Annotated in this window: 18 protein-coding genes, 2 tRNA genes and 1 rRNA gene (1 of these 21 running past the window's edge); 5 read left to right on the top strand and 16 right to left on the bottom strand. The window is 40.7% G+C overall.

The window, feature by feature from the left end; all coding sequences use genetic code 11:
* Positions 1-306 precede the first annotated feature (306 nt).
* From ACKGJO_RS09665 to ACKGJO_RS09675, 3 genes are all read right to left on the bottom strand, one after another.
* A tRNA-Ala gene (locus tag ACKGJO_RS09665) sits at positions 307-380 on the bottom strand.
* Between the two features lie 15 nt (positions 381-395).
* Positions 396-469: transfer RNA gene (locus tag ACKGJO_RS09670), tRNA-Ile, on the bottom strand.
* A 139-nt stretch (positions 470-608) separates the two neighbouring features.
* Positions 609-2132, bottom strand: a 16S ribosomal RNA gene (locus tag ACKGJO_RS09675).
* 959 nt (positions 2133-3091) lie between these two features.
* Between ACKGJO_RS09675 and ACKGJO_RS09680 the strand changes: the two genes are divergently transcribed.
* Positions 3092-3841, top strand: a complete 750-nt coding sequence (locus ACKGJO_RS09680) for a TetR/AcrR family transcriptional regulator (protein ID WP_411323216.1) — start codon at positions 3092-3094, stop codon at positions 3839-3841.
* A gap of 17 nt (positions 3842-3858) precedes the next feature.
* On the top strand, positions 3859-5211 hold the full coding sequence (locus ACKGJO_RS09685) for an ABC1 kinase family protein (RefSeq protein WP_411323217.1): 1353 nt from the start codon (positions 3859-3861) through the stop codon (positions 5209-5211).
* Between the two features lie 39 nt (positions 5212-5250).
* Here ACKGJO_RS09685 and ACKGJO_RS09690 read toward each other — a convergent pair whose 3' ends face one another.
* The 3 genes from ACKGJO_RS09690 to ACKGJO_RS09700 are packed head-to-tail and all read right to left on the bottom strand — an operon-like array spanning position 5251 to position 8059.
* Entirely contained in the window at positions 5251-6741 is a 1491-nt protein-coding gene (locus ACKGJO_RS09690) for a metallophosphoesterase family protein (RefSeq protein WP_411323218.1), read from the bottom strand.
* Positions 6742-6756: 15 nt separating this feature from the next.
* Positions 6757-7185 (bottom strand): CBS domain-containing protein, encoded by a 429-nt coding sequence (locus tag ACKGJO_RS09695; protein WP_411323219.1) that lies wholly within the window; start codon positions 7183-7185, stop codon positions 6757-6759.
* Positions 7178-8059 (bottom strand): 2-phosphoglycerate kinase, encoded by an 882-nt coding sequence (locus tag ACKGJO_RS09700; protein WP_411323220.1) that lies wholly within the window; start codon positions 8057-8059, stop codon positions 7178-7180. The genes ACKGJO_RS09695 and ACKGJO_RS09700 overlap by 8 nt, the downstream gene beginning before the upstream one ends.
* Before the next feature lie 243 nt (positions 8060-8302).
* Here ACKGJO_RS09700 and recQ point away from each other — a divergent pair, with 243 nt between their 5' ends.
* Positions 8303-10528: a DNA helicase RecQ gene (gene recQ, locus ACKGJO_RS09705; protein ID WP_411323221.1), complete on the top strand. Its 2226-nt coding sequence runs from the start codon at positions 8303-8305 to the stop codon at positions 10526-10528.
* Positions 10529-10597: 69 nt separating this feature from the next.
* Here recQ and ACKGJO_RS09710 read toward each other — a convergent pair whose 3' ends face one another.
* The 7 genes from ACKGJO_RS09710 to hisC all read right to left on the bottom strand — a co-directional run bounded on the left by ACKGJO_RS09710 (position 10598) and on the right by hisC (position 20795).
* The gene (locus ACKGJO_RS09710; RefSeq protein WP_411323222.1) at positions 10598-10804 is read right to left on the bottom strand and encodes a hypothetical protein; all 207 of its coding nucleotides are present in this window, start codon (positions 10802-10804) and stop codon (positions 10598-10600) included.
* A gap of 71 nt (positions 10805-10875) precedes the next feature.
* A complete protein-coding gene (gene hflC / locus ACKGJO_RS09715) occupies positions 10876-11823 on the bottom strand; it encodes a protease modulator HflC (RefSeq protein ID WP_411323223.1) in 948 nt (315 codons plus the stop codon).
* Between the two features lies 1 nt (position 11824).
* Positions 11825-12838 (bottom strand): FtsH protease activity modulator HflK, encoded by a 1014-nt coding sequence (gene hflK / locus ACKGJO_RS09720; protein ID WP_411323224.1) that lies wholly within the window; start codon positions 12836-12838, stop codon positions 11825-11827.
* A gap of 129 nt (positions 12839-12967) precedes the next feature.
* Positions 12968-15442 (bottom strand): PP2C family protein-serine/threonine phosphatase, encoded by a 2475-nt coding sequence (locus ACKGJO_RS09725; RefSeq protein WP_411323225.1) that lies wholly within the window; start codon positions 15440-15442, stop codon positions 12968-12970.
* A 166-nt stretch (positions 15443-15608) separates the two neighbouring features.
* The gene (locus tag ACKGJO_RS09730; RefSeq protein ID WP_411323226.1) at positions 15609-17402 is read right to left on the bottom strand and encodes a histidine kinase dimerization/phosphoacceptor domain -containing protein; all 1794 of its coding nucleotides are present in this window, start codon (positions 17400-17402) and stop codon (positions 15609-15611) included.
* 104 nt (positions 17403-17506) lie between these two features.
* Positions 17507-19585, bottom strand: coding sequence for an alpha-ketoacid dehydrogenase subunit alpha/beta (locus tag ACKGJO_RS09735; protein WP_411323227.1), 2079 nt, complete (start codon positions 19583-19585; stop codon positions 17507-17509).
* 94 nt (positions 19586-19679) lie between these two features.
* A complete protein-coding gene (gene hisC / locus ACKGJO_RS09740) occupies positions 19680-20795 on the bottom strand; it encodes a histidinol-phosphate transaminase (protein ID WP_411323228.1) in 1116 nt (371 codons plus the stop codon).
* 147 nt (positions 20796-20942) lie between these two features.
* On the opposite strand from hisC, the gene ACKGJO_RS09745 reads away from it, so the two are divergent.
* Positions 20943-21638, top strand: coding sequence for an SDR family NAD(P)-dependent oxidoreductase (locus ACKGJO_RS09745; protein WP_411323229.1), 696 nt, complete (start codon positions 20943-20945; stop codon positions 21636-21638).
* Positions 21639-21690: 52 nt separating this feature from the next.
* A complete protein-coding gene (locus ACKGJO_RS09750) occupies positions 21691-22353 on the top strand; it encodes a hypothetical protein (RefSeq protein WP_411323230.1) in 663 nt (220 codons plus the stop codon).
* On the opposite strand, the gene ACKGJO_RS09755 is transcribed toward ACKGJO_RS09750, so the two are convergent.
* The 3 genes in view from ACKGJO_RS09755 to ACKGJO_RS09765 are tightly spaced (at most 4 nt apart) and all read right to left on the bottom strand, a layout consistent with a single transcriptional unit that may run on beyond the window.
* Entirely contained in the window at positions 22343-23200 is an 858-nt protein-coding gene (locus ACKGJO_RS09755; protein ID WP_411323231.1) for an SGNH/GDSL hydrolase family protein, read from the bottom strand. The genes ACKGJO_RS09750 and ACKGJO_RS09755 overlap by 11 nt on opposite strands.
* Positions 23201-23204: 4 nt before the next feature.
* On the bottom strand, positions 23205-23903 hold the full coding sequence (locus ACKGJO_RS09760) for an SIR2 family NAD-dependent protein deacylase (RefSeq protein ID WP_411323232.1): 699 nt from the start codon (positions 23901-23903) through the stop codon (positions 23205-23207).
* Positions 23890-25000, bottom strand: partial view of an acyl-CoA dehydrogenase family protein gene (locus ACKGJO_RS09765; RefSeq protein WP_411323233.1) — the 3' portion only. The gene runs 392 nt beyond the window's last position; only the last 1111 of its 1503 coding nucleotides appear in the window; the start codon falls outside the window, past its right edge; the stop codon is at positions 23890-23892. The genes ACKGJO_RS09760 and ACKGJO_RS09765 overlap by 14 nt, the downstream gene beginning before the upstream one ends.

The raw sequence follows: 25000 nt of genomic DNA on the forward strand, positions 1-25000 counted from the left end.
CATAAGTATTCATGCTATTGGTTTACAATTGTGGTCTGGATGTGGGACGAACCGCATCCAGATACCTTGGCGTAGCACACCTGCTCGCGAACGAACAAATGCCCTACTATCTTTTGCAGCATATCGAAATATGCCGCATCAGACCTTTTACTATTGCTATTGCTTTCATCATGTCAAAGAACCCACACTTGCGCGTGTGGCTCGTGTCTGGCAACATCGTTGCCTTACATTCTTTCTGGTATGTGAGCCCGGGACTTGCGCCCTCTCATATCTACTGTCTCACATTCAATATCTCAAAAAACTCTGTGGAGCTACGGGGATTCGAACCCCGGACCCCTGCCTTGCAAAGGCAGTGCTCTAGCCAGCTGAGCTATAGCCCCTTTCACACTATGTTGTGGGCTTGGGAGGACTTGAACCTCCGACCTCACGCTTATCAGGCGTGCGCTCTAACCACCTGAGCTACAAGCCCCGTTCCAGCGGGGGATGGGCACAGGCGTTGTCGCCGGCTGCGGCGAGTATTAACCCGCTATAAAAAAGTACAGATCAGATTGTTTGATACGAGCGGTTGCGTAGCGTCGTAGTTCCATATTGCAGGAACGCTCTCCTTGAAAGGAGGTGATCCAGCCGCACCTTCCGGTACGGCTACCTTGTTACGACTTAGCGCCAGTTACCAGGCTTACCCTAGGCACTCCTTATTGGAGCGACATCAGGTACTCCTGACTTCCATCGCTTGACGGGCGGTGTGTACAAGGCCCGGGAACGTATTCACCGCGTCATTGCTGATACGCGATTACTAGCGATTCCACCTTCATGGAGTCGAGTTGCAGACTCCAATCCGAACTGAGAATGGCTTTGTGGATTTGCTCCCCCTCGCGGGGTGGCTACCCATTGTACCATCCATTGTAGCACGTGTGCAGCCCTGGACGTAAGGGCCATGATGACTTGACGTCGTCCCCACCTTCCTCACTACTTGCGTAGGCAGTCTGGCTAGAGTCCCCACCATTACGTGCTGGTAACTAACCACAGGGGTTGCGCTCGTTGCGGGACTTAACCCAACACCTCACGGCACGAGCTGACGACAGCCATGCAGCACCTTCCATAGTGCCCCGAAGGGACTCTCCTTTTCGGGAGATAACACTGTGGATTTAGCCCAGGTAAGGTTCCTCGCGTTGCATCGAATTAAGCCACATGCTCCACCGCTTGTGCGGGCCCCCGTCAATTCCTTTGAGTTTCATTCTTGCGAACGTACTCCCCAGGTGGTATGCTTACTGCGTTAACTGCGTCACTGGCCCTAAAGGACCAACAACTAGCATACATCGTTTACAGCGTGGACTACCAGGGTATCTAATCCTGTTCGCTCCCCACGCTTTCGTGCCTCAGCGTCAGTTACAGTCCAGCCGGCCGCCTTCGCCACTGGTGTTCTTCGTAATATCTATGCATTTCACCGCTACACTACGAATTCCACCGACCTCTTCTGTACTCAAGAAACCCAGTATCTATGGCAATTTTACCGTTAAGCGGCAAGATTTCACCACAGACTTAGGCTCCCGCCTACGCACCCTTTACACCCAATGATTCCGGACAACGCTTGCACCCTCCGTATTACCGCGGCTGCTGGCACGGAGTTAGCCGGTGCTTATTCAAATGGTACCGTCACAGAAGATCGAAACCCTCTCGTTCTTCCCATTCAAAAGCCGTTTACAACCCATAGGGCCGTCTTCCGGCACGCGGCGTGGCTGCGTCAGGCTTTCGCCCATTGCGCAAGATTCCTCACTGCTGCCTCCCGTAGGAGTCTGGGCCGTGTCTCAGTCCCAGTGTGGGGGATCATCCTCTCAGACCCCCTAACTATCATCGCCTTGGTGAGCCGTTACCCCACCAACTAACTAATAGTACGCAGACCCCTCTATATCCGGCCGAAACCTTTAACAACTGTGGCCATGCGGCCCCGCTGCATTATGCGGTATTAGCACCCCTTTCGAGATGTTATCCCCCAGATATAGGCAGGTTATCTACGCGTTACTCACCCGTCCGCCAGTCTCCAGTAGCTGCAAGCAGCTACCTTCTCCTTCGACTTGCATGTGTTAAGCCCGCCGCCAGCGTTCGTCCTGAGCCAGGATCAAACTCTCCATTGTAAATAATTAAATTATACTCTGTGAGCAGACCCTACGCTCTTGGTCATTTTTGTAAATGCAAATTAATGCATCAAAGAATTGAACAAGCTCTCGCTCGCACAAACAATCTGATCTATACTTCATTATGTCTAAGAACTAAACTTTCATCGAAAAAAAATGCCGACTAAACATCTGTTTGGTCAGCGATTTTTGTTTCCTTGAAAGGATTACAAAGATAGGGGCTATACCCTATTCACCGCAAGTATTATTTGAAATAAATTTCTTCTTTTTTGCTAATACTTCTGTGCTATTCAAAATCGTATAATGAATGCCCTGAGGGCTCTTTGTTATAGTGTTTAAGAAACCTAACACCCAAATAAAAGAGCAGAGTAACAAAAAGTGAAAAGAATTATTTAAATAAATATGAATATATAATGTTGATGATGAGCATGGACACTGAATTTGCCTTGTCTTCTGGGGTTCTGACTTCATAAGAAATAGTCATATTTCAGCTGCATCTACAAATCGGCAAAACATGATGGACAATTTATTACTGAACCAAAGCTCCCACTGTCAGGTTTCCCGGACATGAAACAAACATCTACCAGTAATGGTAAGGCAGTGCCTAAACGAAACCAACAAAAGGTTAAATAAATTCTTGTCCCCAATACTGATATGATGGTTGTTAGAGTTACTGCGGACGAAAAAAGGCATGATGTTTTACAGACAATTGGGCAGTTCTATACTGATTAATGCTTCAAACCTTATAGATCCGGTCGTATTACCCAGAACCAGTGCAGTAAACGGTTCAGGTAGAACATCACGTTTATTAAGTGGAGCTTGAGAGCGGGTACGGGTATATGTCAGAAGATTTCAAAGGCGATGAAAAAGTAGCCATTCAAAACAAATTTTCAATTTCTATCGTAGCAACGAACTGAAAGCTTTCCGCATTCGTTAAATCAGTGAATAAATACGAGACTATGGATACAGAAAAAATCAATACCAAGATAGAGCTGACAGAAGCTGCTTTAGACCTATATATTAAGGATAAATTTTCAATCCCAAATCTAACCGATAAAACGGGCAAAACGGCCTCGCAGATATACACTCTTTTTCCCAACAAAGATGCCATACTCAAATTCTATTACCCTTCCTTGGTAATACGATATAAGGCAATGATAGGCGAGATCGAAGACTTCGATTCCTTTTCGATCAGTGAAAAACTCTCCAACTTCGCATTCACGCTTTTTGACATGATGGAAGAGCGCCGGGAGTTTGTTGAAGACACTTTCGAGAAATACGAATGGAAATGTACTTCAAGAAGTCAGTTTCAACAGGAGATCAAATCTCTCTTTAAAGATTTTTTCACATCAGATGGAAATATTGCTACGAGCGCCGGAATATTTATAGGTGATTTATTTTATGCTTCCTTGAAAACGCAATTTATGTTTCTGATCAAATTCTGGCTTGAGGATGAAAGTGAAGGTCGCGAACGCACTTTTGCTCTCACCGATAAGATCACAGGGTTTGTTGAGGAGATAGTCTACTCCAAGATCGTTGATAAAGGTTTTGATCTGGCTAAATATTCTCTGAGCACATTCGGCTTCAGCAAACAAGTCGAGGGTTTCAATGATTGGATCTCTAGTTGGTTTGAAAATGAACCTGATGAAGAAGTCGATATTGAAATTGAGGATGAAGAAGACAACGATACCAATAACACCTCTGACTAATTATAAATACTTTCCACATGAGTAAAGACTTTCCTTCATCGAAACTTGAGCGGGGCAGCCGCATCGCCAAAACCGGCATTAAAGTAGGTACAAATTACGCCAAGCGATATCTCAAAAAGAAATCCGGAAATACGAACGGTAACACAGATGGGGCTTTTCATTCCGAAAACGCAAAAGAAGTATTCAAGGAATTCACCAAACTTAGGGGGACTGCACTTAAAATTGCACAGGGAATGAGCATGGACCAAGGGTTTCTTCCTGAGGAATTCGCGGAAGTCATGACCCAGGCTCAATATTCGGTTCCACCTATAAATAAAGCATTGGTTCGTTCAATTATAAAAAAACAGTTAGGAGACTATCCGGAACAGTTATTTGCAAGTTTTGAGTCGGAGGCTTTTGCGGCGGCTTCGATCGGGCAAGTACATAAAGCCGTGTTGAAAGATGGTCGAAAAGTGGCCATCAAAATTCAGTATCCCAACGTAAGGGAAACCATTGACTCGGATCTGGGCCTGGCTAAGATCCTTGTAAAGCGTCTTGTTAAGAAAGGAGCAGATATAGATCCGTATTTCGATGAAGTTAAAGAAACTCTACTTGAAGAAACAGACTACATAAATGAGGGCCAGCAAATTGATCTTTTCAGAGAGCGTTTTGGAGGATTAGATATCGAAATACCCGAGTGGGTCGAAGAGTATTCTACAAATAAAGTGCTTTGCATGACCTACCTGGAAGGTCGGCATCTGGGTGAATTCCTGAAGGAAAACCCCGAACAGGAAACACGTGACCATTTTGGTCAGTTGCTATGGGATTTTTTCCATAATCAAATACAGGATATGGATTACGTACACGCTGACACTCATCCCGGTAATTTCTTATTTACCTATGATGGAAAGTTGGGGGTTATCGATTTTGGTTGCGTAAAGAAATTCCCTAAAGAATTTTTCATGGATTATCTGCGCTTGCTGCCTACCCATCTTGATAATAATGAAGAAGCTATTCGCAAGCTATATGAAAAACTGAACGTCATTAAACCCGATTCAGATACACCCGAAAACGAAGAGCGTTATTTCAAGTTTGCTCGTAATTATGGTATGACCTTCGCCGAACCTTATAAGTTTGAGGTTTTCAATTTTGGAGACGAGGAATACAGAAATACCATCAAATATTTCACAAAGGATGCTCCAATAGGAAATGAACCACGGGGTTCGCAACACTTTTTATATACCACCCGCGTTCACTTGGGACTCTATAACATATTGATGAAAATGGGTGCACATATAAATACTTCAGATAGCAAGGACATCCTGAGTAACATACTGAATGTTGAGTTTGATGAGTTGACAGAAGAAAATAACAGAATGCAGAGTCTATAATATATTACACAACTGACAGTAAAATAATAAACTATGTAGTTAAGCCCGTTCCCAGATCCCTAGCAATCTTTTTTTACCCCATAGTGCATTGACTTCCGAGACTACGATGACTTTCTCATAGATGTCAATGACGTTGAAAGAGTTTCCAAACCGGCTTCGCTGATAGACGCTACTCATTGAATTCACATTCACAATTACCGTTCCTCCGACCTTAGTAGCATAAGGATGATAGCTGGTTCCTGTAAGAACGAGATCAATTTCGGCATCAACCAGTTCGCGAAGCAGATCTCCTGCGTCTTCAAGTAAGCCTTTTTCACGGCTGCGTGGAATAGGAATGATATTGTGATGAAGATATACCGAACGAAATTCTTGGGGAGCCTCATTGAGACTTTCCAGCAATAACTTACGCTCTGTTTCTCCGACAACGCCTACGGAAGAATCATACTGCGGCGTAGACAAACCCTGGAAAAGCATCTTCTCGTTGTTGTATTTCTGATCCAGTTCTCCGAAATACTGATTAAACAATTGGTAGCCAAGGTAATTAATATCTCTTGCAGCAGGTGTAAACACCATCGGGAAATCCAGTTTATTCAATTCACTTATAGCAATATTATAATCACGTGGAATTCCCTCTTTCACAATCCCCCCACAGTGTATCAATAGATCAGGGTCTAACATTCGGATTGATTTTACTGCCTCCTCATAATGCTGTGCCAGAAAGGAGTTGCTTTCGGAAAAATAGGTATTGGAGAGTTGTATGGCTCTAAACTCTTTTTTCCCAAATTCTGAAAAAACTCTTTTCCTATTTCTACTATACTTGCGAACCGTATCTTCGCCATTTAACCGCTTAGTTATAACTTTTTTTATTTTGTCATTGATCTCTATAGTGCAATAGGAGTTTACATCACCGTAACGGGTTTTGACTGAAGAGGCAGTTCCGGCATTGATATATACAGTGTCCTCCACCTCATATACATTCGGGTAATGTCTATGGCCTGAAACAACCAGATCAACATCAGCTTTTTGGATCAGATCAAGAACATCACCTGCATTGGCAAGTACATTCCGCTCTCTTCCTGACATGGGGGTTGGCAGAATATGGTGATGAATCGCAAGTATTTTAATTTCCTTCTCACTGTGATCATTCAAGGCTTTTTTCAGCCTGTTGAACTTGGCCCTGCCTATCCGCCCATCATTGCTGTCTCCCACCGCACTATTTACAGAAATAACAACCGCATCACCATGCTCATAAATTCCGTTTTGAGGACCAATGTATTCCTCAAACAGTGCTATCCCACCTGATCTTGCATCATGATTGCCTGGAATGCTTATTAATGGACACTCGATCTTATCAAGCATTTCCTTGGCTATCTCATACTCATGTCTTTGTCCCTCATTAGTGGCATCGCCCGTAAAGATAGCCAGATCATAATCACCATTATTAATCTCATCAATAATATACAGCAGGTTCTCTTTCCTGAAATGTTTATCACTTCCTGCGTGGATGTCTGAAAAATGAAAGATCTTCATTACTCTATTAAGTTTTTACCTTGCTATGAATGTTTCCAAGCCTTGAAGATCCAGATCTTCCAGTTCCTTCAAAGTGGTTACGCCTACAACCTTTCCATTTTCGGTCACAAAAAGATGTTTGATCTTATTTTTTGACATAAGCTTGAGCACATCCAGCACAGAAGAGCTTATATCAGCAGTGATCGGATCATGAGTCATGATCTCACTGACAGATTGTTTTGGAGAGCGCCCCTGAGCCAATCCTCTCTTTTTGAGATCCTTGTCTGTCACTATACCAATCACATTATCGTCTTCAACAATACCTAACGAGCTGATATTAAATTCTACCATTCTCGAAGCAGCATCTTGAATAGATGAATTTTTATTTACTGCAATCAGCCGATTAGTTACAAAACGACGAATAGGAACGTTCAGTTTTTCAGATGGTTGAGTTTTTTTATTCATGTCTGTTTCGCTCGTCCAAGTTTTGGATCAAATTGTCAACTATTGCATTGACGGTTTGATCAATATTGATGTTATTAACGATTTTAATTCCCGTTTTTCGGGCTTCTTGAATTAAATATTCTTGAATACTTCGTATTTGTTCGATTCTTTGAGCATATCTGTCAGCTTTACGATAACTTCCGCTTGCCCGGTGATGAAAGCGCTTAATATGTCGCTCTTTCTCCTCTACAGTTAGCAGATAGTGAAACATGAGCACCGGACTTTCTAGTTCTACATTCAAATATCCTGGCACAAGATGTACGCCATTAAAAATGGCTTTTAGCCCCTCTTTCTCCGTTCTCTTGATGTAGGCATGAACCCCTCGGTTTACAAGTTTCGCTTGTCTGGAAAACCCAATCAATACATTTTCTTCAATATCAGGCCCTGACATCACTTCACCTGCATCAAAACTGGATTCATGAAGTGCCGGAATAAGATCTTTTGGTAGCACATACCGCATAATTTCGCGGATCTCATCTGTACCAATAACGCGCTCAATTCCAAGGCGCCTTCTAAGCGCTGCTGCAATGGTTGATTTACCCACACCCGCGGCTCCGCCAATTATAATTACAAGTGGTTTTTCAAGCTGTGCAATATCATGGCTGACCTGATATCGTTTTTTCTCATTTTTAAGTCCCCTTTTCTCAAGAATACGGATTACTTCTTCATGAATTTCAAGCGCAGGAATGGGCTTTTCTTCAGATTGAAAAAAACTCTCAACTTCCTCCGTAATTTCGTAGATGGTCTCAATAGATAATCCACTCGGAAGCATTGAACGTGCCAAAATACCCTTTGAGAATGGATAAATTGTATTACCCTTTTCAATCTTCAACATAATGGCTGTTTAATAATGAGAAAAACAGTTTCAGGGTCAGTTCTTCTATCTAATTGTGCCCTAGTACATTAGTCAAACGAAAGTAGAATGCATATTCATTCCTTAAATATTGAGGTCTAGCCGATGCATATTAGTACTCAAAAAAATACTAGGCATATCTTCTTTATAACCTGACTTCATTCTCTTTCCCAAGAAAATCTGTAAGGAATTCGGTTTTTATAGCTCTTACCTTAGAAAAAGATCATGCAAAATTCAGAAACATTTTTAGCCAATATGCCTGATATCCAACAAGCAGAACACGTACTCCATGAAGTTTTCGGTTTTGAGGAATTCCGTTCACTGCAAAAAGACATTATTGAAAACGTGCTGCAAAAGCGGGATACGCTTGCAATAATGCCAACAGGTGGAGGAAAATCACTTTGCTATCAAATTCCCGCACTTATTTTTGATGGCCTTACCATAGTAGTTTCACCACTTATTTCGTTGATGAAGGATCAGGTCGATCAACTTACAGCGTATGGAATATCGGCTTCTTACTTGAACAGCTCACTCTCACCTCAAGAGTATGAATCCACATTAGATAAGATCCGCAGGAATAAACTGGACCTGCTTTATCTTGCTCCGGAAACTTTATTGAAGGGCAATATTCTAAATCTACTATCCGGACTAAAAATTGAATGCCTGGCTATTGATGAAGCCCACTGCATCTCAGAATGGGGACACGATTTTCGTCCTGAGTATCGACAGCTTTCTAACGTTACCAAACGGTTTGAAGACGCCGTTATACTTGGATTAACGGCAACAGCTACTCCCCGTGTTCAAAAAGATATTGCGAATTCATTGGGTCTTGCTGATGCCAATACCTTTGTAGCAAGCTTCAACAGAAAGAATTTGTACCTGGATGTAGTTACCAAAACCAATGCACTTCAGCAGACCCTTAATTTTTTAAGACGGCATGAAGGTGAATCGGGTATCATTTATTGTTTTTCGCGGAAACAGGTAGATCAGCTTACCCAAGATCTTAATGCCAACGGCTTTAATACACTGCCTTATCACGCGGGACTTGGAGAAGATGAACGTACGCAAAATCAGAACGCATTTATCCGGGATGAAGCAGATATCATTGTGGCGACCATTGCCTTTGGTATGGGAATCGACAAGCCCGATGTCCGGTTTGTGGTACATCACGATATCCCACAAAATATTGAATCCTATTATCAGCAAATTGGACGTGCCGGGCGGGATGGGCTACAATCCGATTGCCTATTTCTATTCAGTTATGGGGATGCTAACAAGATCCGCTATTTCATCAACAAGAAAACTGGAGAAGAACAAAGAATTGCAGAAAAACACCTCCAAAAATTAATGCAGTATGTTGAGGCTCTGCAATGCCGGAGGATCAAACTACTGGGATATTTTGGGGAACATTTCAACGAGCAAAATTGCGGCATGTGTGACTTTTGCACGGGAAATACTCCGGAAAAGGAAAAAATCACGGTCCCCGTTCAAAAATTCTTATCTACTATGGCTCGTACAGAGCAGAGATTCGGTTACAATCACATATTGAATATCCTGCTCGGTTCACGGCGTAAAGAAGTATTGAAGTTCAACCACGACAAACTTTCTACTTATGGCATCGGTAAGGAATTCAGCAGGCCTGAATGGAAGCAAGTGTACCGCGAGTTGATGAAACAAGATATTATAGTTCGCGAGATTGAGCATAAAAGTTTAAAACTAACTCCAAAGGCCATGGAGATACTAAAGGGACATCAAGAAGTGTATGGAATCATTGAAGAACCTGTTCAAAAAGCGCGAGTCAAATCCTCCGCCAAGTCCGATATAGAATCGCTGGATTTCAATCGAAATCTATTCGCTCTTCTAAAAGAAAAGCGCATGGATATGGCAAGAAATCAGAGCATTCCGCCATTTATCATTTTTGGTGATACAACACTCATCGAAATGTCATATTACTACCCGCAATCCAACGAAAGTTTACTAAACATTCACGGAGTCGGTAGGGCTAAAGCAAAGAAATATGGGGACGATTTTCTCAGGGTGATCAAAGACTTTTGTAAAGAGAAAGACCTGGATGAGAGATCTAAGTCAGATACACATCAAAGGACAAAAAAAATTAAGAAAACGTTGAGTAGAGACAGCCGTCCATATCAAGTCGGACAGATGTTTCGGGAGGGGAAAACAGTATCTGTAATTGCCTCTGAGATCGACGTTAAAGAAGGTACCGTAGTTAACTACCTAAGTAAGTTTGTGAAAGCAGGGCACTCCATACCATCTGATAATATTCTTGAAGCCTCACAATTAGGAGATCCTGAAATTAAGAAAGTACAGAAGGCATTTGATGATCATGGGTATGAACTTCTGCGCCCTATCTATGATACGTTGAATGAGGAAGTCTCTTACGACCAATTACGGGTGGTGCAGTTGTATACAATGGTGCAAGATCATACCTGATTTTTGTGCCTCAACATAGAAGCTTGAAGCGAGAACAACAGGATTCTTAGCGAAACAGGTAGGAATGAGCTAACTTTCGTTCTTGATCGGTTTTATCTTTCGCCACAAGGTCTCAAAAATAACCATCCCGGCAGACCAAAACACTGCCACAAATAGCGTTTCGAACCATTCGAATCCGGTATCGGAAAAAAAATACAAACCGATTCCATAGAAAGGTGCAAATACGATTATCCCTGCAATAAATCGAGCTAATTTTTCTTTTTGAGTCATATTCATAAAGCTATTTAAAATAAAAAAGCACGGGTGTTTAACCCATGCTTTTAAAATACGATTTAGGTTTGATTTTCCTAATCAATGCTATTCAAGTAGCGGAAGAAATCACTGTCAGTTGAAAGAATGATATTCGTTTCTTTATCAATGGTTTTTGTATAGGCATCCATCGTACGTATAAATGAATATAAATTCCGGGATTGTGTATTTCGGTTATACGCAGCATTGTAAATTGCTGCAGCTCCGGCATCCGCCTCACCCCGTATGATCTCAGCTTCACGAAAAGCTTGCGATTGAATACGAGCAAGATCTCTTTCTTTTTCACCATTTATACGGGAAGCTTCACCCTGTCCTTCTGACCTGAACTCATCAGCAATACGATTACGTTCAGAGATCATACGATCATAAACCGTTTGACGTACATCTTCCACATAATTAATACGTTTAATTCTGAAATCCAAAATAGCGATTCCTAGTTCTTCAGCCCTTTGGTTTGCCATATTTTGAATGTTTTCCTGAATTTGTTTACGCCCCGTTTGAATGTCTTGAAGAGAATCCTCAACCACTTCAAGCATTAAAGCACCGGTTGTGTCAGGTTCGCGGTTGCTTGTTCTAACAAGTTCCAGTAGATCATGTGATGCGATGGCATTTCGTGTTTCTCCATCCAAAATATCATCCAAACGTGATTGTGCACCACGTTCATTTCCTAGCCGTTGATAAAACTGAAGGGGATCGGTTATCTGCCAGCGAGCATATGAATCCACAAAAATAAATTTCTTATCCTTGGTTGGAATTTGATTCCGATCGCCATCCCATTCCAAATAGCGCTTTTCAAAGAAATTCGCTTTCTGAACGAATGGAATTTTGAATTTTAGGCCCGGTTGTGTTATGGCATCCCCTATCGGGTCACCAAACTGAGTAATAATTACCTGCTCTGTTTCATGTACAATATAAAGCCCATCAAAAGCCGTGAGTGCTATGAGTAAACCAACTACTGCTGCAATAATTCCTTTAGTTTGTCCCATCTTAGTTGCCTCCATTATTATTTTGAGATGAAGAAGATGTTCTTTCTCCATCTAGTTGCATTTGAAGCAACGGGAGTACGTTATTTCCGCTTTCATCCGTAATAGTTTTATTACCCATTTTTGGTATAATATCTTCCATTGTTTCTAAGTAAATTCGTTGCTTAGTAACCTGAGGTGCTTTTACATATTCTGTATAAAGGTCGTTGAAACGGGATACCTCACCCTCGGCATTGTTGATCCTTTCGGAAGCGTAACCCTCGGCTCTTTGTATGGTTTCCTCTGCCTGGCCCCGTGCACGTGGAATAACCCTGTTGTAATCGGCTTTTGCCTGATTAATCAAGGTTTCTCTTTCCTGCTGAGCTTCATTTACTGCGTTGAAAGATGGCTTGACCGGATCTGGCGGATTGATATCCTGAAGTACTACCTGCTCGATGGTTATTCCAAGCTGATACTCCTGAACCAGCGACTGAATCAAGTTTTGAACCTCGATAGAAACTTCAGCACGGCCAACAGTAAGAACTTCATTCACTGTTCTATCACCCACGATCTGACGCATTGCTGCTTCAGAGATATCAGAGAGAGTAGATTCTGCATTTCGTACTTTAAATAAGTAATTATATGGATCATTTATACGATACTGAACTACCCATTCCACATCGGCAAGGTTCAAATCACCGGTTAACATTAATGATTCGTTCTCATATCCTGCTTTCTGATATTGGGTTTGCACCCCTGCCTGTACGGTTCTATAACCAAATTCTTGCTTGAGTTGACGTTCAACAGGAACCAATTCTACCTGATCGATGAGAGGGATCTTGTAATTAAGTCCCGGTTCAACTGTTTCTACATATTTTCCTAACCGCACTACCACACCCACTTCTTCCGGATCGACCGTAAAAAATGTTGTAAAGCCGAGAAATAGCACGATAATACCGATAATTATAATTCGGATATTTTTCGTGACTTTCTCGAACTGTGGCGGAACATTAAATTCGAAGTCTTGTTCTTGAGCCATATTATTTTTATTGATTCATCTTGTTTGATTATGATTTTCAGCAATACTGCAATCCCATCACAAATAAAATCAGAGAGTTATGGTCTTGAAATATTGTAAAATTTTAAATTCTTGATAATATAAATTTCCCTAAACCTTCAGGCATATGATAGTGGTATCATCAGCCAATTGATAGCTGCTGAATTTTTGAACAGTCCTTTTTATCTGCTGAGCTATTTCTTTTGCACTCATGTTTTCTGTATCAATAGATTCTATTAATCTTGGTACTTCATCAAAACCAAATCTTTCGCCTTTATCATTCACAGCTTCCGGTAAACCATCAGAATAAAGCAAAAGAAAATCACCTTTTTTCATACTCAAAACTTCGCGCTCATATTTCACATGCTTTAGCATCCCTAATGGAAATGATGGTTTTGGTGTATGAATGTATTCGGCTATTCCATTTCTTTTTAATATCGGCCTGCAATGACCGGCATTGGCAATGGCAAGTTTTTGAGCTTTGATATCAAGTCGTGCAAGTACGCAAGTAATGAATGTTCTCTTATCCGTACGGTTAAACAGAGGCTCAGTTATCTCTGACAGTACCTCATCCGGGCAATCATGTCTGATACGAGATAGTAATAATCCACTGGTAAATACAGCCGGCATCGCTGCCCGCATAGATTTACCTGATACATCCACAATTGTCATTGTTAATGCTGAAGCCTGACCGTCATCATCTTCAGTCATTATATAATCAAAGTAATCACCCCCAACCTCAAATGAAGGCATAAAAAATCCATATACATCAAATTCTACGGATTTTGGTGGCTGAAGAGGCATCAGTTTGTACTGACTTTCCCTGGCTATCTCGATCTCCTTTTCAACCCTGAGGTGTTGAGCAATTCGCTCTTCGTACTCCGGAATATACTCTTCTAGCTGTGTAACTGAAGTTCCAAATCTGTAAATGACAAAACCATAAACTAAAACACCTGCCATTAACATGTATTGACCCCATGCAACATAGGAGATCTCAAAAGACCCCGCTCCCATATATGGTAGCGTCATAAAGAATACAGTAAAAAACCACCAGGCAGTACTTACACTAAGTAATCCAAATTCTCTTATTACATAAACAAACAATACAGCTACACCGGTATAGATTCCGATATCCTGCCATATAGTTCCATTGGTGCCTACCAACCTGCCTAAAACTGAAATACTGATCCCAATTAAAATGACAGATAAGACACTCACCAGCCAATCTCTCTTGATCCAGTTTTTAAGGATGGAATATATGAATCCGATCTGACCGGTCGTTACTAACCATGTGGTTGTCCATGCACTCATGTTCATAGTCAGAACTTTGGGTGTAATACCGGCCTCTGCATAACCAAACTGACTGTCGGCCTGGATAAGAACTACACCGAATGCATATGAAAGAACCGACAACATACCGATCACAATTCCGCCCAAAGCAACCCCATGTACTAAACCCGCTCCTGTTTCACTCAAAAAGAAATTTCGCTGCCAGAGTGCGTCTATCAAATTGACCTGTTTTTGAGACTGAGAACGCGCCAAAGCTTCCCAGCTAATATAAGCCAGTGAAGCGTACAGACCGACTATGAGACCAAAAAGCAGATTATTTACAGTACCAATGAATACGCCTGAATTGGTCAAAAAGGGGTCAAAACTATTCATAAAAAAAATGGCCCGCCAGCCATAAATCCCTAAGAATATCAGGACAAAGATCGCCAAAGCCCGTCGCCACTCTACTTTCCCTTTAAATATATTTCTGGTGCCAACAGAGAAGATGAGAATAGCCAAAATTAATATAACAGAGAAGAACATATATGAGAACATTATGTCTTCTGATGCATTTGAAACTAAGTCATCAGGTTCATAAGCATTCGTAGCTTTAAAAGATGTGATACTAAATCCAAACTCCGTTCTGAATCCCATTTCATCATCAAATTCGCGTACAAAAGGTGCCAACTCAATGATCAAGTTTTCAGGAGTATTGGTCACACCGGGTTTTCGTTCCCATTGTATTCGCAATGATTCTCCGGGTGAACTCGACGAAACGTCCCTTGGGGTATTTTGGGCTTCATTTGCTAAATTTGATTCACTATTCAATACATCTTGCCTTAACTCATAATCTGCAAGATTATATGCCAAAATATTTTGTACCACATTTGATGCAAGTGATAGCAGGGAATCACCCCTGATAAAGATTGGATTATTTCTTTCAGGCCTACTATAGATCCTTATTATGCGACCTGCATTCGACACATTGAACTTCAGTAATCCTACATCTTCAAAAAGACCGTTCAAAGACGCAAATGCACCATTGCTCTTATGAGGTCTGCCAATCACTGACTCCCAACTTTGAATATGCAAACCGGCCTCATTAAACCTTGCCGGATTGGCCTCATTTTGTACCGTATCACTGAGGATGTCATAATAATTGAGGTGCTGTCTCCTCATAGACATGATGGCCAGGGTATCCGTGGAAAAGCCCAATTCAGGAGCCAATCTTCTGATTTTCTGTTCAACCTCTCTCTTGCTCTCACTGATAGCACCTGATGCAAAGTAATCGATATTAGGGCGTAACAGAAAAAACAAAATTATCCCCGCCAAACCACAAAGCAATAATATGTAAGTACGCCTATCGATCAATGATGTGTTGCCCTTTAAACTTTTAGTAATTTTTAAGATCGTTTTTCATGATCATAAACGAAACTACGATTTTCAGGGGCCTTTGTTACTAAATTTTTTGAACCATCTGATGCTACCCTTTTCTTTCGAATTTAACCCGGAAAAAACTACCACTATTTTCAGAATTTTCAATAATCTGAAAATCAGCCTGCAACTGACTACTAAGTGTTTTAATCAAAGTAGCACCAAGTGAATCAGAGTTATTGAACTCATTAATATCAACGCCATGTCCATTATCTTTTAAACTCATGTCAACCATATCTCCATCCATTTGAACTTCAAGTTGGATGCGCCCTGATTTCTTACCTTTAAAAGCGTGCTTATAGGCATTGACCACCAATTCTGTTATAAGCAGGGAAAATGGTATTGCCTGATTAATACTTAATGCAAATGCCTGAACTTCAATTATTAGCTCTATCTGTTTTTCATCACTCAAATGCATACTGCTTATAGCCTGCAAGAGATCATTTATATACTTGTCATATTTGATGTAAGCCAAGGATTCACTTTCATAGAGCATCTCATGAACCAGGGCTATTGACTGAATTCTAAGCTGGCTGTCATTCAAAGCTTCCTGAACGCTTAAATTTTTTGCATTATAGCTTTGCAACTGAAGTAAACCAGAAATAACTGCAAGATTGTTTTTTACTCTGTGATGAATCTCCGCCAGCATAACTTCCTTCTCTTTTAGTGAAGCTCTTATCTGTCGCTCAGCATTCTTTCGTTCAGTGATATCACTGGCTACAGCCACACTACCCACTTTAGATCCGCTATTATCAAGCAGTTCAGCTTCAGAAAATAGTACAGGTATAGTTTGGGAATTCTTATGAATAAGGGAAAATTCAAACCAATGATCATTTTTTCGTTTTTGATTATATACTTCTCCCATTTCCCTGAAATTATAGAAGTGTGTCAATGGCTTTTTAAGCATTTCCTCTTGTCTATAGCCGGTCAGCTTAGCAGCTGCTGAATTCACTCTTACCAGGATGCCATCAGTATCAGCAACAAAAAGTGCCTCCTGTATTGACTCAATAATGTTATCCAGATAAGCTTTAGAAACTGTGGACTTCTGAAGACGCGCTGCCATCGTATTAAAAGCCTCTGCCAAGTCTCCGATCTCATCTTTTGTTTTATAAACTATCCTTTCGTCGAGATTCCCCTCACCCAATTTCTTAGCAGTTCGGCTAACCATTTCCAAGGGATTGGAAATAGATCGATAGATATAAATAGCCAGTCCTATTGCAAACAAAACAGACAAAAATGTGGCGATGTAATTTATATAAGCAGCCTCTTTTAATGATTCCGATAAGCTTCTATTTTTGTCCTGTTGCACATCCAATACATACGTTCTTGTTTTTGTGATCTCAGGAATGATGTTATTCCTGAAATAGGGTTCAATAGATGTAATGAACATCAAATTAGCTTGAGCCGAATTCTCTCCCCCCAAAATCAGCCACTCCCTGGCAATAGATCGATAAACCTTGTAACTACTAAAAAGATCAGTAAGATCTTCAGGTAGTTGCTCGTTTTCCTTGATCAGTGATTCAAGTTTTGAAAAAGCTTCTTCAAAATTCGATAACTCAGTTTCAAATTTATTGGTCAGATCTGTTACTGATGGTAATTCCTGAACGGTCGTATAGTTCGATTCTATCTGATAAGCTTCCCGAATTCCGTTTAAAAAAATAAGGCTTTGATAGAGGCTCCTTTCCAGTTCACCTGTATATATGACTACACTGGAGGCATCATTGACTGAGTTGAGCTGAGCCTGCCTTATTTGACCGGTATAGTAATCTGTGACAAAACCTACTATAGCTAAAAGTAGGCTAACACATATAAAACTTATAATGATTTTTGTTCTGAGTCTCAAAAAAAGTGATTGAAATTATAAAGACATCACAAAGTATTGATTACGCGATGTAATCTCTATGATTTCAAAATTAAAAAAGACTCATGTAACATATATTTACGCCTTTAGAAACTAACTACATCTTCTATGGCAACTGATATTTTTTGCACGTTAGGCAAAACAGATTCCATAAGGCTAACATTATAAGGAACAGGTATATCAGGCATCGTAACTCGTTCTACCGGGGCATCCAGATATTGAAAAGCTTCACGCACAAGTACCGCTGCGATCTCTGAACCAAAGCCGGCCGTTCGGTTATCTTCATGAACTATGAGACATCGGTTTGTTCGCTTAATGGAGTCTAAAATAGCTTCTTTATCCCACGGCATCAGAGTTCTGAGATCTAGTACATCTGCGGAAACGCCGGTTTTTTCAACAGCCTCCTCAGCACGTTCACACATAGCTCCCCATGTCACGATCGTAATGTCATCACCCTCGCGCAACTTTTTAGCTTTTCCGAAAGGAACAATAAATTCGTCGCCCGGATAAGGTTTACGCGCATATTTAGCATCCAAAAGGTTTCTGTGTTCAAAAAATATAGTCGGGTTATTGCTTCTCATGGCTGAGCGTAAAAGTCCTACCGCATCCTCTGCGTTGCTTGGCATAGCTACCTGCCAGCCAATAGCATGCGTAAAGAAAACTTCATTACTCATACTGTGCCATGGGTCTCCACATTTGGCAAAACCACCTGGCATTCTTACAACTATTGGAGCTGCAAACCGATTCGCTGTTCTCCACCGTGTGGTTCCACAATTATTAAGTTGTTCAGTTGCGGGGTCGGCATATTTCCTGAATTGTATTTCAGCTACAGGCATCAAACCCTGATAAGCAAGGCCAACTGCACGACCAATTATGCCTTCTTCAGAAAGGCTTGTATCAAAAACCCTTTCCTCTCCAAACTGTGACTGAAGATCCATAGTAGCTGCGTGTACACCGCCTTTCTTCCCAACATCTTCTCCAAAAACTAACAGTTTCGGATTGGTTTCCAGTTCATACCTGAGAGTTCTCCGAATGGCTTCTACGATATTGATTCGCTGCTTTTCAGATATAGGTTCCTCAGTACTTTCAGGAAATTCATGCCCTTCAACAGCTAATCCTCCAATATGTTGTATCTCATCTTCAGCAAAGGCAAACTTTTCTGTTTGTGCCGAATTCGGTTCGGGACGAGATAATGCGGCATCGGCAGCTTCCTCAATTGTTTCTTTGGCCTTTTTTTTCCAATTTTTCCAGGTACGTTCAGTGATTTGATCTGGCACCATGAACGCCTTGAGCTTGTCAAGAGGATCATTGTCCTGCTCTTTTTTGATCAGTTCATCATCCTTATATGCCTGGTTATCCTGGTAGGAATGTCCATTTAGCCTTGGTACAGTAAGCCTGATCATAGCAGGTCCTTTTCGGTCCCGAACGTAACTTACTGATTCCTCAAGCAAAGAAGCCGCTTCCTCAGGATCCGTTCCATCGCCATCATAGATCTTTAGGTTATTAAACGATTGAAGATTGTTACTGATCTTACCGCCGGGTGTCTGATACTCACTGGTTACAGAAATACCATAGCCATTATCTTCTATATAAAATAGAACCGGCAGATTCTGGGTGGTTGCAATTGTCAAAGCAGACCAGAACCCATTAGTGGCAACAGATCCATCGCCACCGAGTATTACTGAAATAGCCTTTTCATATTCGTTTTCTTCAAGTACACCGCGCTTGTATTCTATACCCTGCGCCCAACCAATTGCTGGTGTGTATTGTGAACCAACATCACCGGCCATAGGCAAAACTTTTGGGCCATCAGCATCGGGTTTGTTACAAACTACACCGATGTCACGTCCATCACTGTAACCGCCGGATTTACCCATAGGTGCAGCCATTGCGTCTTCTTCTGATAGTCCCAAAGTTAAAAGCAACGGCCTTGATCGATAGTAAGCACTTGCTGAATCATGTTTATTAGTCAATAGATTACCCAAAAGGATCTGTCCCAATTCATGTCCCCTTGCTGAGAACTGATAAAGCACCTCTTTATTAGGCACCAGCTCATTTTCTTCCTTCTCGTCCATAGCTCTGGATGTGAGCATAAGATGAGCAACTTTTTTCCAATCAACCTTAGGTGATTTTTTATTCTTTGATGCCGACTTCTTTTTGGCCATGATACTTTTCTTAAAACTTATTTAAAATTCCTTATACAGATGGCAGTTCGTAATATCGATAATAAGAATTGCTCTGCCTTATAAGATTAGATTGCTACACGTTCTTTGAACATTGCAGAAATGACTCCTCGAAATGGTCCATTTCATCTTGCAGTCCTACTGTAATTCTTATACAATTAGGCAAACCAAAGGCATTTATCCTGCGGAGGATCACCCCTTTCTCCATCATTTTCTGAGTAAAATCGATCGCGTCCTCTTCAGTCGGTAAGATCATCATTACAGAATTTGATATAGATGGCACATAGTTCACATTATGCTCATTGAAAAATGTGTATAACCGTTCTTTACTCTTCTCAACTAGATTAACACTTTCTTTCAAAAACTCATCATCATGATAGGCAGCCAATGCTGCTGCTTGACCCAGGGTTGTTGGTTCAAACGTGAGTTTGGTCTTCATCATATTTTTGATGAGTTCCTCATTTGCAATGGCATACCCTACTCGGAAACCTGCGAGTCCATATGCTTTCGAAAAGGTACGCAACACAATGATATTATCGTGTTCATAATTGAGAGCCTGAGGGTAGTCCTTTACCTCTTTTGCATATTCGTGATAAGCTTCATCAACAACAACCAAAACATCACTCGGAACCTGCTCAATAAACCAATCAAATTCTTCCTTCGTATTGTAAGTACCTGTTGGGTTATTTGGATTTGCGATATAAACCATCTTGGTATTATCATCGATAGCATTAGCGATGGCTTTCAGATCATATTTGTAGTCGGAGGTGACGGGTATCTTTTTTAAATGTACACCCCTGACCCCGATCTGAACAAAAAAGCCTACAAAAGTAGCATCAGCCGTAATAGCATTTTCCTTATTCAGAAAAAATGTCTTACATAGAATTGAAATGATGCTCTCTGATCCTGCAGCAAGGATTACATTTTCTGGTTTGACTTTATTTCGCTCGGCAATGGCAGCCTTTAATTTCCTTGCGACAGGATCCGGGTAATCTTGAATTTCTTTGAAAGCTTCATCAACAGCTGCTTTTACTTTGGCACTGCAACCCAATCGATTCTCATTTGAAGCAAGTTTTGCGATCTTCTTAGGCTTGTATAGATCAGCAACTTCAGCGATTGTTTTACCGGCTACATAAGGCTTGAGAGTTTCAATATTACTGGGAACTAATGTTTTGCCGGTTTTTGAATTCATCAAGTAAGCCTTACTTTCATTATAGTTTCTATTGGTTATAAATTTACCACTAAAAAAGCGCTTTTTCCAAGCCAATGGGAACTTAATCCAACAATTTACATTTGTTTTTAAAGTATAAATTAACCTGTTCAATCTTCATTTAACCTTATGAGTAAAACTATCATTGTTACCGGAGCCAGCCGGGGAATCGGATACCAAACAGCTCTAAAATTAGCAAACGACGGACATACTGTTATTGCCACTGCCCGAACTAAAAGTAAACTAATAAAACTCTCTTCAGAAGCTGAAGGTGGCATTATCCATCCAGTTACCGCTGATATTACAGCTCCTGATGAAGTTCAAAAAATTGCTGATAAGGCAATACAGATCGGTAATATCGATGGACTTATCAATAATGCAGGCCTTGTACATAGAGAAGCTTTTACAGATACAAATATTGACGTGTTTAAAAATTTAATGGATGTGAATCTGTATGGTATAGTTCGGCTGGTTCAAGCATTAAAACCACACATGAGCAAAGGCAGTCATATTTTAAATATTTCCAGCATGTCCGGATTTCAAGGCAGCCTTAAATTTCCTGGACTGGCAGCCTATGGTGCAGCAAAGGCTGCAGTTATTGGTCTTTCAGAAGTACTAAGTGCTGAGTTTAGTGAGGACCAGATCAGTGTAAATTGCCTTGCAATAGGTGCCGTTCAAACTGAAATGCTATCTGAAGCCTTCCCGGGTCTTGAAGCCCCTGTTAGTCCTCAACAGATGGGAAACTATATTTCTGACTTCATCCTGAATGGACATCAACTCTACAATGGCAAAGTTCTGCCAGTTGCTCTTAATGATCCTGCCTAAGCTTAGCTTTACCTTGCATTATTCACTAAATTCAGAAGAAAAACATTATAGGATGCAGAAAATTACCACAGTTTTAATAGTATTTTTAACTCTTATCTTCAGCTCAAATTTTGCTAAGGGACAAACAATAGAATTACTGGCAGGCAATACGTTAAATGGCACTGTCAACGGGACTCTCTTAGGTGGTGCTGTCATGGGGTTGACCAATGACTCTGATTTTGCTCCTTTAAGGGTGGGAGTTGGTTTGGGAACACTTTATGGTATTGGTATAGGAGCTTACGATATCTCTCAAACAAATGGGAGCGCCATGATTGTCACAGGAACTTTCAATGATGGTAACAACTCCTCCATAATAGTCCTTCTAGACACCTTTTATGGAGCAGCTGCGGGCTCTGTTATAGCAAGTTCTGTCATGTTAATTGCAAATGAGCCAATCGTTAAAGGGCTTCAATATGGAGCTTCCGCAGGCGCCATTGCAGGTTTCGGATTTGGGATTGTTGATTCTTTTATAATCTCAGACAGGATTATTCCCGGAGCCACTGCGTCCACAACTTCAAACACTACAGACGGCATTATTGCAGTATCTTTTGAAAATGGAAACAGTATTGGTTTTGTATCTCCATTACTTTTCACATCCTTCGATATTAGTGAAGATAATATCCGTAGAAAATTTACTCCATCAATACAACTGGTCAACTTCAGAATCAATCTTTAGGTTCTGCCAGTTTTTTAATTATTCCTTTTACTGTCTCCATATGGCCCGTCAACGAATGATGCAGTCCGTCTGGTAGATAATTCCAGGCTTGGGGTCCCCCCTCTCCCATACGCCTTGCTGTTGCATCTATGATAGCCCCCTGCTTGCCGGAGATCAACTCTTGTACCTGACTTAGATCTTTATTTTCAATGGTGAAATCATATAAGGGATTTTCATTCAACATTTCGGTTATAACCGGAGCAGGAGTAACCCAGATAATTGGATTTGAAACTCTTTCTTCTAATACAGACTGAATTGTTTCAATATTCTCCCACGTTTCAGATAGTGGTAAAAGAGTTCGATTTGGAGCGATATTCAAACGTTGTGGATCAAATGTGCCTAATGCCACAATTACCCAATCCGGCTCATGTATGATCACATCTCGGTCAATCCTTCTTAATGCTTCACTTGTAGTATTATAGGATACACCTGCGTTTACAAAATTAAAATCCGGATTTTCAGATGAGATCTCCAAGACATGTTTTAAAATAGTAAACCAACCCTGAGCATCTTCTGTAATAGAATCCCCAAATGCCACGATCGTTTCTTCACCGTCAAAGGGTAACTTGTCGAGGCAATCAACGATTTCATCATCTTTTAGGATGTCTAAAGCAGCTTCACGTGCATTTTCATCCATATTGTTACGAAAGGATTTAAGTTCACCTTCAGGGATCCCAAATAAACCGGCCTCTGATTCCAGTGAGGATTTTCCGGGAAACAAAGGAACTCTTTTCTCAACATGATAAAATGGTATCATGAATTGCTCTAAAATACCTTTTTCTTCTTCACTCGCCTTTCGTTTTGCCATTATTCTATCTCTTGTCTTTTAGTTTTTTTACCAATTTTGGTGTTCCTGAAGCAGCTTTTTCCTTTATATGATTCCAGTCACTTAAGTCGCGAAATTCAGGTTCAGAGGGGTCTATAATATATTTTGGGATACTTTGTTTTACGTAATCAATCAAGCCGGCAGCCGGATATACAACAAGTGAAGTTCCAATTACAATGAGTATATCTGCTTTAGAAGTAATATGGGCAGCTTTTTCGAGATTAGGAACCAATTCTCCAAACCAAACTACATGAGGCCTCAATTGAGAACCGTCTGCAGCTTTATCCCCCAATTCTATAGGTTGACTGCCAATGTCGACAATGTAGTCATCAACTTTGCTGCTTTTAGCCTTATTCAACTCACCGTGCAAGTGAAGTACATTTTTTGAACCGGCTTTTTCATGAAGGTCATCTACATTTTGTGTAATGATCTGTACATCAAAATCATTTTGGAGATCAGCTAATGCTTTGTGGGCATTGTTTGGTTTAGCTTCAAGTGCCTGTTTACGTCTTAGATTATAGAAATCGAGTACTTTTTCAGGGTTTATTCTCCAACCATCTATGGAAGCAACTTCGTTGATATCGTAACCTTCCCACAGGCCACCCGAATCTCTGAAAGTAGACAGCCCACTTTCAGCACTGATCCCAGCACCGGTAATTACAACTATCTGTTTAGCTTGAGGCATTCACCGTGCTTAGTTTCTTGTACCAGGAACTATCAATATTATAATCAAGAACAATATCTGATTTTCCACCCGTTCTATAGGTTTGAATAATCGAGTTTACTTCATCCTCAAGAACAAAAACTGCATTTCGTATAAGTTCTTTATTAAAACCCTGGTCTCCAAGATTCAAAGTAAACTCAAGTGAAATGATCCTTCCTATAGCTTTGCCAAGATCTACTAACTTTCTTTGTGGCATTTTAGGATCAACTTCAAAGTCCAGTAATTCAGAAAAATATTCAGAAGATCTTTGAGTTAGATGATACTCACTCAAAAATTCGTAAAGATTCTGTTTTTTTAGCTTTCTCATTTTTTTCAATACGGATTCTGACATTTGCTGATACAAAATATCATTAGATCCCTCAAATATCTGAAATGGTCGACTGTCAACCACAGACCTGCCTGCAATACTATCAAGTCTATAACCCATTGCGCCTTTTAGTTGTAATAATGATTGTGCTGCGCGCTGCATATAGTCAGTGACCAATGCTTTAATAGTATTAGCCTCAAGATCCATTCTGGATGTATTTTTTTCCAACGGAACATTTGTACTTGTAAAAGTACACATAGCTGAACAGACTGTGAAATAAGACTGAATAACAGAAACTCTATGTTTTACCTGATCATAATCAATAAGACTTTGGCCACCTACAATCCTACTCTTACAATGATCCACAGCCTCATCCATCATTCTTCGCAGAAAACCCATTCCCATTCCAGGAAACTGTAATCTGCTTCTATGTAAAAGGTCCAGCATCATAGTAACACCGGTACTTTCAGGTTGAAGTTTATGATCTTCATTCACTTTTATATTGATGTTATTCTTACCATAGGGAAGCATATAGAGACCTAAATTATTGTAATATTCTTCTACTTCTATACCTCCGTTTCTGGAATCATGTATAAAGAATGAAATATCTCTTCCAAGATCTCCATTATCTGACATTTCCCTGGCTGTAATCAACCAATAATCTGCCATTCCTGTAAGTCCACCCCAATGCTTAGTACCCTTTATTTTATATTCTTCTTCACTGATTTTCTGATAAGAAGTCTTCATTTTT

This window comes from Gracilimonas qinghaiensis (assembly GCF_046602855.1).
Taxonomy (GTDB): Bacteria; Bacteroidota; Rhodothermia; order Balneolales; family Balneolaceae; genus Gracilimonas.

Coding starts and splice junctions, on each gene's coding strand:
- ACKGJO_RS09700 (WP_411323220.1), bottom strand. CDS start 8,059: ATGTTGAAGATTGAAAAGGGTAATACAATTTATCCATTCTCAAAGGGT.
- ACKGJO_RS09685 (WP_411323217.1), top strand. CDS start 3,859: ATGAGTAAAGACTTTCCTTCATCGAAACTTGAGCGGGGCAGCCGCATC.
- ACKGJO_RS09750 (WP_411323230.1), top strand. CDS start 21,691: ATGCAGAAAATTACCACAGTTTTAATAGTATTTTTAACTCTTATCTTC.
- ACKGJO_RS09690 (WP_411323218.1), bottom strand. CDS start 6,741: ATGAAGATCTTTCATTTTTCAGACATCCACGCAGGAAGTGATAAACAT.
- ACKGJO_RS09755 (WP_411323231.1), bottom strand. CDS start 23,200: ATGGCAAAACGAAAGGCGAGTGAAGAAGAAAAAGGTATTTTAGAGCAA.
- ACKGJO_RS09735 (WP_411323227.1), bottom strand. CDS start 19,585: ATGGCCAAAAAGAAGTCGGCATCAAAGAATAAAAAATCACCTAAGGTT.
- ACKGJO_RS09760 (WP_411323232.1), bottom strand. CDS start 23,903: ATGCCTCAAGCTAAACAGATAGTTGTAATTACCGGTGCTGGGATCAGT.
- ACKGJO_RS09695 (WP_411323219.1), bottom strand. CDS start 7,185: ATGAATAAAAAAACTCAACCATCTGAAAAACTGAACGTTCCTATTCGT.
- ACKGJO_RS09680 (WP_411323216.1), top strand. CDS start 3,092: ATGGATACAGAAAAAATCAATACCAAGATAGAGCTGACAGAAGCTGCT.
- ACKGJO_RS09745 (WP_411323229.1), top strand. CDS start 20,943: ATGAGTAAAACTATCATTGTTACCGGAGCCAGCCGGGGAATCGGATAC.
- ACKGJO_RS09710 (WP_411323222.1), bottom strand. CDS start 10,804: ATGAATATGACTCAAAAAGAAAAATTAGCTCGATTTATTGCAGGGATA.
- hisC (WP_411323228.1), bottom strand. CDS start 20,795: ATGAATTCAAAAACCGGCAAAACATTAGTTCCCAGTAATATTGAAACT.
- hflK (WP_411323224.1), bottom strand. CDS start 12,838: ATGGCTCAAGAACAAGACTTCGAATTTAATGTTCCGCCACAGTTCGAG.
- recQ (WP_411323221.1), top strand. CDS start 8,303: ATGCAAAATTCAGAAACATTTTTAGCCAATATGCCTGATATCCAACAA.
- hflC (WP_411323223.1), bottom strand. CDS start 11,823: ATGGGACAAACTAAAGGAATTATTGCAGCAGTAGTTGGTTTACTCATA.